We start from the raw sequence: 13,452 nt of genomic DNA on the forward strand, positions 1-13,452 counted from the left end.
AGGTTGCCCAAAATCAGCATCACCGCTCCCAGCAAAAGCCCGGCCATCACCACGTTGATGTCAAAGCTTTGGACGGCTTCCAAGAGCAGCTTGCCCAGCCCCGGCCAATTGAAGAAAAACTCGGCAATGAAGGAGCCGCTGAGCAGATTGGCAAACTCAAAGCCCAAAATCGTGATCAAGGGGTTGACGGCGTTGCGCAATGCATGCAGCCAGATCACCCGCCATTCAGGAATGCCCCGTGCCCGCGCCGCCTGGATGTATTCCTGCCGCAGCACGTCCAAGAAGTTGCCGCGGGTAATCCGCTGCAGCCCGGCAAAGCTGGTAATGCTCAGGGCCAGCGTGGGCAAGAGCAGGTGGCGGCCCAGATCCAGCAGCTTCCCCCCCCAACCGAGCTCGGCAAAATAAACACTGGTCATTCCCCCTACCGGCAACCAGCCCACGTTTTGAGCCACGATCAGCAGCAAAATGGCCAGCACAAAGCTGGGCATGGCCTGCCCCAGGTAGCTGAGCAACTGCAACGCCCGATCCAAAGGAGTGTTCTGCCGCAGCGCCCCCAGGATCCCCAGAGGAACAGCAATTAGCCAAGTTAGCAAAACAGAGCACACTGCCAACAGCAAGGTGGCGCCGGCACGGGAGAGAATAAGCTGCGCCACCGGCACGCGATAGGTGTAGCTGACGCCAAAATCCCCCTGCAGCAGATTGCCCAGCCAGGTCAAATACTGCCAAATCAAGGGCTTATCCAGGCCCAGCCGTGCCTCTTCCTGGGCGATAAACTCTTGGCTGACACTGGGATCCGCCCGCAAGGGATCCAAAAAATCGCCGGGAGCCAGTTGCAAGAGCAAAAAGCTGAGCACCGTGATCAGCAGTAGCACCGGCACCGCTTGGGCCAGCCGCTGCAAGACCAAGGCCAGCGGTGGCGACAGACTGAAAGCGCGCCCGCTAGGGGAAGAGGAGGTTACGGCCACAGACAGAGGTCGAGTTGAGCGCGGTCTTAGCTGGGATCCCGGTAGGGGATCCTTGTCGAACTATGCTGCCATTCTTCGGGCCAGATTTCTAGCCTGCTGCCCGGCTTGGAACAGGGTGCAGTTGCCCGGACTTGCCGGCAGAGGAATTGGGAGTTAGGCCGCTCCGGCAGGCGCAAGCCAAGGCGGTAGACTAGTCAAAAGCTTTTTCGATGAGTTGCCGTTGGGAAGACCTCTTGCGAAACCTGTTTCTTACCGGCGCTAGCGGCTGTCTGGGGCACTATGTGTTAGAGCGCCTGGCCCAGGAAAGGGATCCCGAGTTTCCGGAGCGGCCCGCCTACCACCTCTACATTCTTATCCGCAATCCCAGCCGTCTGCGGTTACCCCCGGAGCATTTGCCCGCCCCTATCACCCTGGTGCCCGGCGATCTGCTGCACATCCGCGAGCACGCCGCTCTGCTGCAACAGATGGATGGGCTAATCCACATGGCGGCGGCTTGGGGGGATCCCACCCTAACCTGGGCGGTGAACGTTACCCACACTCTGGAGCTCTTTCAGTTGTTGGATCCCCGCCGCTGCCAGCAGGTGATCTACTTTTCCACCGCCAGCCTTTTGGATCAGGCGTTACAACCTTTGGCCATCGCCGGCCAGGCCGGCACCGACTACATCCGCAGCAAGTATGTGATGCTGCTGCGGCGGCAGGAAAGCTGCTTCTGGCCGGATCGCCTGCTGACGCTCTACCCCACCCTACTGTTTGGCGGCAGCCCCCACCACCCCTATTCCCACATCACCGCTGGCCTTAAGGATGTGCTCCGCTGGCTGGATCTCATCCGCTTTTTGCGGGTGGATGCCAGCTTCCACTTCATCCACGCTGCCGATGTGGCAGAGATGGTGGCCTACTGGGTAGCCCATCCGCCCGGTGGCGGCGATTGGGTGTTGGGCAACCCCCCTCTGTCTGTGGATGAGTGCGTGGAACAGGTGTGCGCCTATTTCAGAAAGCGGATCTACTTCCGCCTGCCCTTGCCCCTCGGACTCCTCCGCAGCTTGGCTTTTCTGTTTGGGGTGCGGCTTTCGGCGTGGGACGAGTACTGTCTGCGCCACCGCCATTTTGTCTATCCGGCCCTCTCGCCAGCAGCCCTGGGCTTGCCCTGCCACTTCCCCACCGTGGCCTCTCTCCTAGATGCCTACCTCTAGGCCGCTTTTATAGGGTCGCGCCAACTTCCCTCTCCCAGAGGGAGAGGGGCTGGGGGTGAGGGATCCCGACAGGGATCAACCAGTAAAGGCCGCTGCTTCTCTGTGAGCCAAGCCCTGAAGCTGAGCGGCAATGCGCTCCCGGTTAAGCCTCTGCCCGATGAACACTAGGCGGGTCAACCGCGGCTCTTGCGGGCGCCAGGGCCGGTCGTAGTAGGTTTCAAATCGCCCTCCCACTCCCTGCAGCACCAGCCGCATCGGCTTGTGGGGCACGGCCACAAACCCCTTCACCCGGTAGAGGCATTCCTCTTGAGCCAGTTGACGCAGTTGGGCAACTAGGGATCCCGGCTCATAGCCCCCCTCCAGGCTCAGGTAAAAAGACTCGAAGGCCTCGTGCTCGTGGTCTTCTTCGTGGTCGTGGTGGCTGGGGCGGCTCTCAAGTTGGTCTTCCACGGCTGCGTTGAAGCCCAAGAGCACTTCTGGGGCAACCTGGCCCCGCTCACAGGGGAGGACTCGAACCTCAGGGCGCAATTGTTGCCGCAGCCAGCTCTCCACGCGCGCTCGCTCCGACAACGTGATCTGATCCACCTTGCTCAGCAGCACCAAATCGGCGCAGCTCAACTGATCCGCAAACAGCTCCTCAATGGGCGTCTCGTGATCCAGGCTCGCATCGGCCTGCCGCTGCGCTTCCAGCGCCGCCAGATCCCCCACCAGTTGTCCAGAGGCCAGGGCCTGACCGTCCACCACTGCAATCACCGCATCCACCGTGGCGCCAGTGCGTAGGGTGGGCCAGCGGAAAGCCTGCACCAGGGGCTTAGGCAAGGCCAATCCTGAAGTCTCAATCAGGATGCCGTCCAGCTCCGCCCGCTGCTGCAGCAGGGTTTCCATGGTGGGCAAAAATTCCTCCTGCACCGTGCAGCAGAGGCAGCCGTTGGCCAGCTCCAAAATGGGGATGGATCCCTCTCCCTCGCAACGTTGGCAATCCCGCAGCAGTTCGCCATCAATGCCCACTTCGCCAAACTCATTGACCAAAACGGCGATGCGGCGGCCCTGGTTGTTGAGCAACAGGTGACGGATCACCGTGGTCTTGCCGGATCCCAAAAATCCGGTGATGACCGTAACCGGGACTTTGTGCATCTTTACCGAACATTCAGCCTTCTCAGTCTCTATCCTCTCTTCCTTCTCTGCCAATCCTGTCGGGGGGGATCCCCAAAAAAAGGCCCCCTACCGGGGGCCAAAGGTTGATCTCCGAGAGACTTCCGTGCTTATCGGATCGGCTTCATCCGGTAAACCGGCTCGTTCTCGCGGCTGATCCCTTTCTCAAAGCCGGCAGCAGCGGCACGGGCGCGACCGGCATGCCACAGGTGGCCAACGAAGAACAGGAAGCCGAAGATGAAGTTGTGGGCTGCCAGCCAGGTGCGCGGGCTGGTGAAGTTCACCGTGTTGATCTCGGTCGCCACACCCCCCACCGAGTTCAGGGATCCCAGTGGCGCGTGGGTCATGTACTCCACCGCACGGCGAGCTTGCCAGGGTTGGATGTCGTTTTTCAACTTATCCAGATCCAAGCCATTGGGACCCAGCAGCGGCTCCTTCCAGGGCGCTCGCACATCCCAGAAGCGCATCGTCTCACCGCCGAAGATGATCTCGCCCGTGGGGGAGCGCATCAGGTACTTACCCAGACCGGTGGGGCCTTGGGCCTGGCCGATGTTCGCCCCCAGGCGCTGGTCGCGCACGATAAAGGTGAGGGCTTGCGCTTGCGAGGCTTCAGGGCCGGTGGGGCCGTAGAACTCGCTGGGGTAAACAGTGTTGTTGAACCAGATGTAGCAGGTGGCAATAAAGCTCATCAGCGAGACCGCCGCCAAGCTGTAGGAGAGATAAGCTTCCCCCGACCAGATGAAGGCACGGCGGGCCCAGCCAAAAGGCTTGGTGAGGATGTGCCAGATCCCACCGGCAATGCAGATGATGCCGATGTAGATATGGCCGCCGATCACATCCTCCATGTTGTCCACGCTGATGATCCAGCCGTCGCCGCCGAAGGGAGACTTGAACAGGTAGCCGAAGATCACCGCCGGGTTGAGGGTGGGGTTGGTGATCACTCGCACATCGCCACCGCCGGGAGCCCAGGTGTCATAGACACCGCCAAACCACATGGCCTTGGCCACCAACAGGAAAGCCCCCAACCCCAAGAGGATGAGGTGGATCCCCAAGATGGTGGTCATCTTGTTCTTGTCTTTCCAGTCGTAGCCGAAGAAGGGGAAAGACTGCTCCAGGGTTTCTGGGCCGCGCACGGCGTGATAGATGCCCCCCAGCCCCAGCACTGCGCTAGAGATGAGGTGCAGCACACCAATCACAAAGTAGGGGTAGGTGTCGATAACTTCGCCGCCCGGGCCAACCCCCCAACCCAAAGTGGCCACGTGGGGCATCAGGATCAGGCCCTGCTCGTACATAGGCCGATCCGGCGTGAAGTGAGCCACCTCAAACAGCAGCATCGCTCCCGCCCAGAAGACGATCAGGCCGGCGTGGGCCACGTGGGCACCCAAGAGCCGACCGGAGAGATTGATCAAGCGAGCATTCCCGGCCCACCAGGCAAACCCGCCCTGGGTGCGATCCTGCATCGCTGCGGAACCAAAGGTCGTTGAAGTCACTGAGGCCAGCCTCCGAAAAGAGTAACAGTCAGTACAGCAGAAGATAGAGCTGAAAAGCAAAGGATCTTAAGAATGGCCGAGCGCCTACCCACCCAATCCAAGGCTTGAATAGGCGAACGCTCGGCCCCGGCTCTCACGTGAAGGATCGAGAGAACTCAAGCGTTCGACAGCCAGCGCCAGTTTAGAGCGCGTTGCCGCGGGGTAGGACTTCTTCGGGGAACTCAAAGCGCTCGTGCGGCTGATCCTGCGGCGCCATCCAGGCCCGAATCCCCTCGTTGAGCAAAATGTTCTTCGTGTAGAACGTCTCAAACTCAGGATCCTCCGCCGCCCGGGTCTCCTGACTGATAAAGTCATACGCCCGCAGGTTCAGCGCCAAACCCACCACACCAATGCTCGACATCCACAAACCCGTCACCGGCACAAACAGCATGAAAAAGTGCAGCCACCGCTTGTTGGAAAACGCTATCCCAAAAATCTGGCTCCAGTAGCGGTTAGCCGTCACCATGGAGTAGGTTTCTTCCGCCTGCGTCGGCTCAAACGCCCGAAACGTGCTCGCCGCTTCCCCATCCTTGTAGAGCGTGTTCTCCACCGTCGCCCCATGGATGGCACACAACAGCGCTCCACCCAAAACGCCAGCCACCCCCATCATGTGGAAGGGGTTCAGCGTCCAGTTGTGGAACCCTTGGAAGAACAGCAAGAAGCGGAAGATCCCCGCTACCCCAAAGCTGGGGGCAAAAAACCAACTGCTCTGCCCCAGCGGGTAAATCAAAAACACGCTCACAAACACCGCAATCGGCGCGCTGAAGGCAATGGCGTTGTAGGGCCGCACCCCCACCAGCCGGGCAATCTCAAATTGCCGCAGCATAAAGCCAATCAGGCCCAGCGCTCCATGGAAGGCGACAAAGGTCCACAGCCCGCCAATCTGACACCAGCGGGTAAAGTCCCCCTGGGCTTCCGGGCCCCACAGCAGCAACAGGCTGTGCCCCATGCTGTCGGCGGGGGTGGACACGGCCACGGTCAAAAAGTTGCACCCCTCCAGGTAGGAGCTGGCCAGGCCGTGGGTGTACCAAGAAGTTACAAAGGTGGTGCCGGTCAGCCAGCCGCCCAAGGCCAGGTAGGCGCAGGGGAACAGCAGCAGCCCCGACCAGCCGATAAACACGAATCTGTCGCGCTTGAGCCAGTCATCGACGATGTCGAACCATCCTCGCTCCTGGCGTACGCGCCCTACCGCGATGGTCATCTCAACTTCTCCTTAAAAAGATGATGAGGACATTAATGAAACTACAAACTTTGCTTCTTTGAAGCAAGACTGGGGCCTAGGTATAAAGACTCAGTCTGCGAACTTTATCGCCTCAGTTTCCCTGCAAGGATTCCTGACCGGAACCGACCAACCGCTGCATTAGACAGCTTTGCTGGCGTTCCGAGCTGCTCTTGGCATCCTCAGCAGGGCTGTGGCAGTCCCGACGAGCCACACTAGAGCCACCGAACAAGTTTCACGGCTGTCGGCATTACAACAATTTAGCCTATGCCAGTAAAGACTTGTAAATTGCTTTCATTATAGAGGCGGAGGACACGCCCCCATCAAGTCTAAGGCGACCGGGATCTTCACCGACTGTAATCTTTGCGGTTTTTCTCTCCTGAGATATTGAGCGTGAGGGGCCGCCTCACCCCGGGGAAGGCCGAAGGCTCAAGATCCGATATCCTTAAAGGGCGAGGCAATCCACCTGAGAGGAATCTATGGCTAGTGAGATCTTCACCATTGCTGGGCTCTCTATTGTCCTGACCCTAGTGGGCGTGGCGCTCGGGTACGGGATCCTGCGCGTCACCCAGGGCGGGGCCGAGTAGGGATTTCCTCGCTTGGTGAAACATGAAAATCGGCATCGTTGGCGCCGGGGCAGTGGGAGGGCATTTGGCCGTCTGCCTGGCCCGAGCCGGTTTTCCAGTGAGTGTGGTGGCACGGGGATCCCACTTGCAGGCCATCCGCAGCCAAGGATTGAAACTGATCCGGCAGGGGGATCCCCCTGAGGCTTGGGTGGAGCGGCTGACAGCCAGCGATGACTTGGCTGAGCTGGGGCGGCAAGATGTGGTAATCCTTGCTGTCAAGGCCTACAGCTTGCCCCTGCTTGCCCCACAGTTGGGATCCCTGTGTGGCCCGGACACCCCCCTTGTGGTTGTTCAGAATGGTCTTCCCTGGGGGTACTTTTACCGGCATGGCGGCGAGTTTGAGGGGCGCTCCTTGACTTCGGTGGATCCGGGCGGGGTGATCGCCGCCCATCTGCCGATCGAACGGGTGATCGGCTGTGTCGTGTACATCGCCGTGCAGTTGGCAGAGCCGGGGGTAGTTTTGCACACCGGCGGCGGGCGCTATATTCTGGGGGAGCCAGATGGATCGTTGTCGGAGCGGCTGCGCTCTCTGGCGGCCATCTTTGAGCAGGCGCAGCTTCCTGTAACTCTCACCTCCCAAATTCGGGTCGAGATCTGGCAAAAACTGTGGGGCAACGCCGCTTTCAACCCCATCAGCGCCCTCACCCGCGCGGCCCAAGACGAAATTGCCCAGTACCCGCCCACCCATGCGTTGGTTGAGTCGGTGATGCAGGAAACCGAGGCTGTGGCCCAAGCGCTGGGGATCCAGCTGCCGGTCTCTCTGGAAGAGCGGCTCAAGGATGCAGCCCGCGTGGGATCCCATCGCACCTCGATGCTGCAGGATATTGAGCGGGGGCGACCGACGGAGATCGAGAGCATTGTCGGCGCCATCGCGGAGCTGGGGCGTTGGGCAGGGATCCCGACTCCCCATTTGGATACACTCTATGCTTGCGTTAAGCTGCTGGAGCGCTCGCTTCAGGCGGGGAAGGCGGCCCGTTCCCAGCCGCAGATCCCCTAGTAGCCCCTCAACTCTTGCGGACTATGCTGGAAAACGCCATTGTGCTCATCACCGGTGCCAGCAGCGGCATCGGGGCAGCCTGTGCCACGCTTTTTGCCCGTTCTGGGGCCAAGCTGATCCTGGTGGCCCGCCGTCAGGAGCGTCTGCAGGAGCTGGCTATGGAGTTGCAGCAGGCTTACGGCGCTTCCTCATACTTGCTGACTTTGGATGTGCGGGACAGGGCAGCCGTACAACAGGCGCTCCAGTCTTTGCCGCCGGTCTGGGCTGAGATCGACATCTTGATCAACAACGCCGGCCTCAGTCGCGGCTTGGACAAGCTCCACACCGGTGCTCTGCAAGATTGGGAGGAGATGATCGATACCAACATCAAGGGCTTGCTGTATGTTACCCGCGCCGTTTTGCCCGGCATGGTGGAGCGGGGCCGCGGCCATGTGGTCAACATCGGCTCCATTGCCGGTCGGCAGACCTATCCCGGCGGCGCCGTCTATTGTGCTTCCAAAGCCGCCGTGCGGGCCATCTCTGAGGGCCTGAAGCTGGATCTGCTGGGCACCCCCATTCGCGTCACCGAGATCCAGCCCGGCTTGGTGGAAACCGAGTTCAGCCAGGTGCGCTTCCACGGCGATCGCGAGCGGGCGGCAGCGGTCTATCGGGGCCTCACCCCCCTGACGGCGATGGATGTGGCCGAGGTGGTGCTGTTTGCCGTCACCCGTCCCCCCCACGTCAACCTCAGTGAGGTCTTGCTGGTGCCCACCGACCAGGCCAGCACGACAATGGTGCATCGCCGATAAGGATGCGAAGATCCCGATCCCTTCGCTTGTTCGGTATTCACCCCCCCATCCCTGGGCGACAATGGCGGCAAAGGGGGTGGGCCCATGGGAGTGGAAAGCGGGATCCTCATTGGGTTGGGCATCGGCCTACTCGGCACGCTAATTTTGCTCTGGCAGAGTCGGCGCCGCTTCGGCCGCCAATTGCAACAGTTGGGATCCCTGCTGCACGTGCCCCTGCCTCTGAGTTCGCCAGAACAGATGCTCAGCCGGCTCAGCCGCCACCTGCGCCAACAAGAACTGGAGTGGGCCAGCCAAAAACGACACCTGCAAGACTGGCAGTATCTCAGCCACCACCTGCCCTGGGGATATCTGCGGGTGGACGAGAACAACGTGGTCCTGGAGTGTAACCCTGCCGCTCAACGCCTGCTGCACATTGGCCAGTGGCAGCCGGGCGTCAAGCTCCTGCTGGAGTGGGTGCGCTCCTATGAGTTGGATCAGCTCATCGAAGCCACCCGCCGCCAGGGGGCCAGCACGCCCATCCAGAGCCGCGAATGGATCTTCTACCCTTCCGGCGGCGAGAATAAACCGGTTCCGCTGCGGGCTTGGGGGCTGCCCCTGCCGCAGGGGCAGGTTGCCATCTTTTTGGAAGACCGGCTGGAAGCTACCCTGCTAGCCCAACAACGGGATCGCTGGGCCTCGGATGTGGCCCACGAGCTGAAAACCCCCCTCACCTCGATTCGTCTGCTGGCCGAAACTTTACAAAGCCGGGTCGACACCGCGCAAGCGGTTTGGGTGGAACGATTGCTCAACGAGACGCTGCGCCTCAGCCAGTTGGTACAAGACTTGTTGGAACTGAGCGCCCTTAACTTGGGGGCCGGATCCCGCTCCCAATGGCGCTGGGTGGATCTGGCAGCCTTGGTGCGCGAAGCCTGGCAGAGCTTAGAACCGCTGGCCAAGCCCCGTCACCAGGAACTGCACCTGAGCAGCCCCTCCCAGCTCTATCTCTGGGGAGATGAACAGCGCCTCTACCGCCTCATCCTCAACCTCTTGGACAACGCCGTCAAATATGGCGCGCCCGACTCCCCTGTCCACGTGCTGCTCTTGGAACAGGGATCCCAGGTGCGGCTGGAGGTGTACGACCACGGCCCTGGCCTGCCGGAGGATCAATTTGAGCTGGTCTTTCAACCCTTTTACCGCACCGATGCGGCGCGGGCCCGCAGCAAAGGCGGCACCGGCCTGGGGCTGGCGATCGTGCGGCAAATTGTGGAACTTCACGGCGGCACAATCCGCCTGCGCAATCACCCACAAGCAGGTGGGCTGTGGGTGCAGGTGGAACTGCCCCGGAAACGCGCCGATGCCCTGTGAAAGCTGCCCAGAAGCGCTCCCGTCAACATCGCCAAACCCTTCGGCCTGAGAATTGCCGCAGATTTTCCTGCGGCGGGACTATCCATCTTGGAGGGGATCCCCTAGAATTGGTCTAGGTAATCCTTACAGTTTGTACCCTGGGCATTCGGAATGGGCGCCGATTATCATTCCGCTGATTTGTTGTCGGAGCGTGAGCTGCAGGTTCTCGAGTTAATCGCAGCGGGTCTGACCAATCAGGACATTGCAGAGCGCTTGGAAATCAGCAAGCGCACTGTTGACAATCACATCAGCAACATTCTGAGCAAGACGCGAACGTCAAATCGCGTCGCTTTGGTGCGCTGGGCTCTGCAATGGGGAAAGATTTGCCTGGATCAGGTCAATTGCTGCACCCTAGTGGATGACAAAATTGCCTAGCCCCATCTTGCTTTACCAGTAGCCAAACGCCCAACGTAGAGTTTTAATCGGCGGTTTTTTGCGTTTTGCACCGCGATTGCTTCTGAGAGAGGGAGCGACGGTGAGGGGGAAAAAGAAGCTGCGCAGAGCCCTTGGGAAGTGCTGAGTTTGGCTGGAGGTAGCTGCATTTTGAGTTGCGTAGGTTGAGTTGTCATCCGTGGGCATCCCTAAGCTGAAACGTTACGCTGTTCGCTACGATTCCATGCCCCTGATGGTTTATCGAGAGGTGGCTGCCCATTTGGCCTGCATTCCAGGTGTGGAAGCAGAGCTGGAATGGAGAAAAGACCCCCTCTTTCGCTATTCCGATAGCCAAATCGAGGCGCTGCAAATTCGCCAGGAGGCTGACGCTGATCCAGAGCAAGTTCAGCGCGTTCTTGACCACTACGGGACATGGCAGTACAGCCCCTTACAGGACTAGCCCTCCTGCATTGCCGAAAAAGAATGAAAGGTTGGCTACTCGTCGCCAGCGCGAGACCTCTGGGTTATCTGGCGAGCCCTGCCAGCTCCCCGCAGGGGGATATTGACTTCCCTTCCAACCGGAACCGATAACTGGGCAGCAGCTCCAAGCTAGGTCGAGACAGAGCTTGAGTGCTCTGCGCTGCTAACGAGCTTACGCTAGCGCATACAGGCCCGTCACCCTAAACCCCTCTCCCTTTTTTGGGAGAGGGATCCACCGAGCAGCGCAACGAACTGTCTTAGCAAGAATTGCCCGTACGGCCAGGGTGACTTTATCGAGGGTTCTAGAAGCTCTGAGGCAGAGACAGTTTAGCGAGTTGGCTGACCTTGAGCGGGCAGGTGCAACTTACGAGCCAGACCCAGTCGCGCCAACACCCAAATGACCCAGTAGGTCATGTCAATTTCCCACCAGCGCAAACCTGCTTTCACGCACTTCGGGTCGGCGTGATGGTTGTTGTGCCAACCTTCGCCGTAGGTGAGCAGAGCCGCCCACCAAAGGTTACGGGCATTGTCATTGCTTTCGAACGTCCGATAGCCCCAGAAGTGGCTGGCAGAGTTAATCAACCAGGTGCAGTGCAGCAGCAGCACTGTCCGCACAAAGATGCCGTAGATAACGAACGGCCAACCGCCGAGCAGGTAAAGCACTACAGCCAGCGGCAGTTGCAGCAGCAGCCCATACTGGTCTAGCCAACGATAAAAAGGATCCCGAGCCAAATCCGGCGCAAAGGCAGAATACTTCTCACGATTAAAAAACTCTTCCCGTTGGTAAATGAGCCAGAGCAGGTGGCTCCACCAAAAGCCTTTGCGAGCAGAGTAGGGATCCCGCTCTTCGTCTTCCGTAAAAGCGTGATGCTGACGATGGCCGGCCACCCAAAAAATTGGCCCCCCCTGGATGGCGAGAGCACCGAAGGTAGCAAAGACATATTCGAGCCACTTGGGCACTTGGAAGCTGCGATGGCTAAGAAGACGGTGATACCCCAGGCAGATGCCCAAGCTGCCGAAACACCAGTGAAGCAATAGGGCCACCCCCAAGGCTGGCCAGGAAAAGCAAACGATGCCGCCCACCAAAGCGAGGGCGTGAAAAACAACGAAAAAAAGAACAAATTCCCAGGCAAACCGAAAAGACTTTTGGGGCTCAGGCTGAGCGAGCGAAGCAGAACGGTTGGGGTTGTCCAGCGATTGGGTGGGAAGGGAAACGGCCATGAACCAGCAAAACCTCAGAAAAGGAGTAAGGGCAGCGCAGAATCAAATACCTCCTCCCAAAGTTGCTTCTCATGCAAAGGCCACCGCATCCCTGACTTGGCTTACAACGAGCTTGCCTCCCTGAAAGGCAAGCTGGGATCCCTGAAGGCCTGCCCAAGCAAGCCCCAGCAGTGAAAGCCGCTATGAGAGAGCAGAAAGGCAGCAGGTTTGATCTCGCCTGAGGTTAAGCTTAACGATATTTCACCTCAAATGCAAGTGCTACTTGCAGATTGCTACTACCTTGAGCGCTTCCTCTTGACTTCTTACCCCATCACCTACCATGGCACGTCCTTCTTCCCGGCAAAGGCTGCTGAACGCGGCTCGAGACCTCTTCGTCCGCCAGGGCATCACTCAGACCACCACCCGTCAAATTGCAGACTTGGCCGGCGTTCATGAAGTAACCCTGTTTCGTCACTTTGGCAGCAAGCAGGGACTGCTCCTGGCTGTATTTGCTGAGCTGGGAGTTTTCTCCGGCATTGCCGACTTACCCCTCCCAGCGGATCCCGCTACCTTCCGGGGCTCTGAGCTACAAGCCATTCTCCTCCGCTATGTCCAAACCTGCTTCCAAGCCCTAGCTAATAACCCTGAGCTGGTGCGCTCGTTGGTGGGAGAAGCAGGCTTCTACTCCGAGGAGCATCGCCGTGCCTTGAGAGCAGGCTTCCTGAAGGCGCAAGAGCAGCTAGCCCACTACCTTCAGCAGCTCCCTAGCCCGGAGCTACAAGCCATTGACTCTGATCGCCTTCAGGCCGCTGCTGGAGTTCTCCACCTCATGATTTTAGGGACAGCAGTGTTAGCCGTTACCGCTGGCCTGCCTTCCAGCGCCTCTGACAAGCCCCCAGCTAAGCAAGCGGACAAGGGCACTCCTAGCAGCAGCGTTCCCTTCCTCCTCCAAGCCTGCGTAGAGCTGTGGATGGCGGCCTTGACGGGTATGAGACAAACTTAAGAAGCCCCCCTCCGAAGGACTCCCTCGAGGTTGGCAATCCCAAAAAACCCAAAAAAGAGAAGAGATGAGGAGGTTGTAAGCCGGGTTCTGTAGTGGGGTGCTCCAAGGGGCGACCCACACTGGCGGTCATCTCTCTGGGAGTGATGTTGCCACCACCCTCTAGCGGCTCACCACCACCGAGGACACCCTTCCCCAACCAATGGTTGAGTACCGTGACCTCGATGCAGCCAACAGGGGCGAAGAACAGCCATAGTCCTGCGGCTGCGGCCTTGCTTTCCACCGGGGTTTACCGAGCCAGCGCCTCACGACGCTGCTGGTGGGCTCTTACCCCACCTTTGCACCCTTACCTGTACTGGGTGGGATCCCAGCCATCGGCGGTATGTTTCTGTGGCACTATCCTCGCGGTTACCCGCACTGGGAGTTTCCCCAGCGGTGTGTTCTTCTGAAAGCCCGGACTTTCCTCATCCTGCTGCCTGGTAGCGGCAGCGAGGACGCAACCGCCTGCCCCTCCTCTCTCTTCAGTTCGATCCTACTGCATCTTTACCAAA

At 59.6% G+C, this 13,452-nt stretch carries 13 protein-coding genes and 1 other RNA gene; 8 read left to right on the plus strand and 6 right to left on the minus strand.

What is annotated here, in order from left to right:
- Positions 1 to 965 (minus strand): ABC transporter permease (locus tag NW852_RS02430; protein ID WP_414426432.1); only part of this gene is annotated, 965 nt, incomplete at its 3' end.
- A 209-nt stretch (positions 966 to 1,174) separates the two neighbouring features.
- Here NW852_RS02430 and NW852_RS02435 point away from each other — a divergent pair.
- Positions 1,175 to 2,155, plus strand: coding sequence for an NAD-dependent epimerase/dehydratase family protein (locus NW852_RS02435; protein ID WP_414372478.1), 981 nt, complete (start codon positions 1,175 to 1,177; stop codon positions 2,153 to 2,155).
- A 75-nt stretch (positions 2,156 to 2,230) separates the two neighbouring features.
- Here the strand turns inward: NW852_RS02435 and cobW are convergent, their stop codons facing one another.
- From cobW to psbD, 3 genes are all read right to left on the minus strand, one after another.
- Complete coding sequence (cobW, locus tag NW852_RS02440) at positions 2,231 to 3,289, minus strand: cobalamin biosynthesis protein CobW (protein ID WP_414372480.1); 1,059 nt, start codon at positions 3,287 to 3,289, stop codon at positions 2,231 to 2,233.
- Between the two features lie 128 nt (positions 3,290 to 3,417).
- Positions 3,418 to 4,767 carry a photosystem II reaction center protein CP43 gene (gene psbC, locus NW852_RS02445; RefSeq protein WP_414335970.1) on the minus strand — a complete coding sequence of 450 codons (1,350 nt, stop codon included), beginning with the start codon at positions 4,765 to 4,767 and terminating at the stop codon, positions 3,418 to 3,420.
- 211 nt (positions 4,768 to 4,978) lie between these two features.
- Entirely contained in the window at positions 4,979 to 6,037 is a 1,059-nt protein-coding gene (gene psbD, locus NW852_RS02450; RefSeq protein WP_414365737.1) for a photosystem II D2 protein (photosystem q(a) protein), read from the minus strand.
- A gap of 497 nt (positions 6,038 to 6,534) precedes the next feature.
- On the opposite strand from psbD, the gene NW852_RS02455 reads away from it, so the two are divergent.
- The 6 genes from NW852_RS02455 (at position 6,535) to NW852_RS02480 (ending at position 10,681) form a co-directional block, all read left to right on the plus strand.
- A complete protein-coding gene (locus NW852_RS02455) occupies positions 6,535 to 6,642 on the plus strand; it encodes a PetM family cytochrome b6-f complex subunit 7 (protein WP_414334413.1) in 108 nt (35 codons plus the stop codon).
- A gap of 22 nt (positions 6,643 to 6,664) precedes the next feature.
- Complete coding sequence (locus tag NW852_RS02460; RefSeq protein WP_414426433.1) at positions 6,665 to 7,678, plus strand: ketopantoate reductase family protein; 1,014 nt, start codon at positions 6,665 to 6,667, stop codon at positions 7,676 to 7,678.
- A 23-nt stretch (positions 7,679 to 7,701) separates the two neighbouring features.
- Positions 7,702 to 8,466 (plus strand): SDR family oxidoreductase, encoded by a 765-nt coding sequence (locus tag NW852_RS02465; RefSeq protein WP_414334417.1) that lies wholly within the window; start codon positions 7,702 to 7,704, stop codon positions 8,464 to 8,466.
- A gap of 84 nt (positions 8,467 to 8,550) precedes the next feature.
- Entirely contained in the window at positions 8,551 to 9,810 is a 1,260-nt protein-coding gene (locus tag NW852_RS02470; protein ID WP_414365735.1) for a sensor histidine kinase, read from the plus strand.
- Positions 9,811 to 9,960: 150 nt separating this feature from the next.
- Complete coding sequence (locus tag NW852_RS02475; protein ID WP_414365734.1) at positions 9,961 to 10,224, plus strand: helix-turn-helix domain-containing protein; 264 nt, start codon at positions 9,961 to 9,963, stop codon at positions 10,222 to 10,224.
- A 196-nt stretch (positions 10,225 to 10,420) separates the two neighbouring features.
- The gene (locus tag NW852_RS02480) at positions 10,421 to 10,681 is read left to right on the plus strand and encodes a hypothetical protein (RefSeq protein WP_414365741.1); all 261 of its coding nucleotides are present in this window, start codon (positions 10,421 to 10,423) and stop codon (positions 10,679 to 10,681) included.
- A gap of 347 nt (positions 10,682 to 11,028) precedes the next feature.
- On the opposite strand, the gene NW852_RS02485 is transcribed toward NW852_RS02480, so the two are convergent.
- On the minus strand, positions 11,029 to 11,922 hold the full coding sequence (locus tag NW852_RS02485) for an acyl-CoA desaturase (RefSeq protein WP_414372485.1): 894 nt from the start codon (positions 11,920 to 11,922) through the stop codon (positions 11,029 to 11,031).
- Positions 11,923 to 12,241: 319 nt separating this feature from the next.
- Here NW852_RS02485 and NW852_RS02490 point away from each other — a divergent pair, with 319 nt between their 5' ends.
- Positions 12,242 to 12,904, plus strand: coding sequence for a TetR/AcrR family transcriptional regulator (locus NW852_RS02490; protein ID WP_414365732.1), 663 nt, complete (start codon positions 12,242 to 12,244; stop codon positions 12,902 to 12,904).
- Between the two features lie 60 nt (positions 12,905 to 12,964).
- Here NW852_RS02490 and rnpB read toward each other — a convergent pair.
- Positions 12,965 to 13,419, minus strand: an RNA gene (rnpB, locus tag NW852_RS02495) — RNase P RNA component class A.
- Between the last annotated feature and the right edge of the window lie 33 nt (positions 13,420 to 13,452).

The sequence above is a fragment of the Synechococcus sp. H60.1 genome (assembly GCF_047462335.1).
Taxonomy (GTDB): domain Bacteria; phylum Cyanobacteriota; class Cyanobacteriia; order Thermostichales; family Thermostichaceae; genus Thermostichus.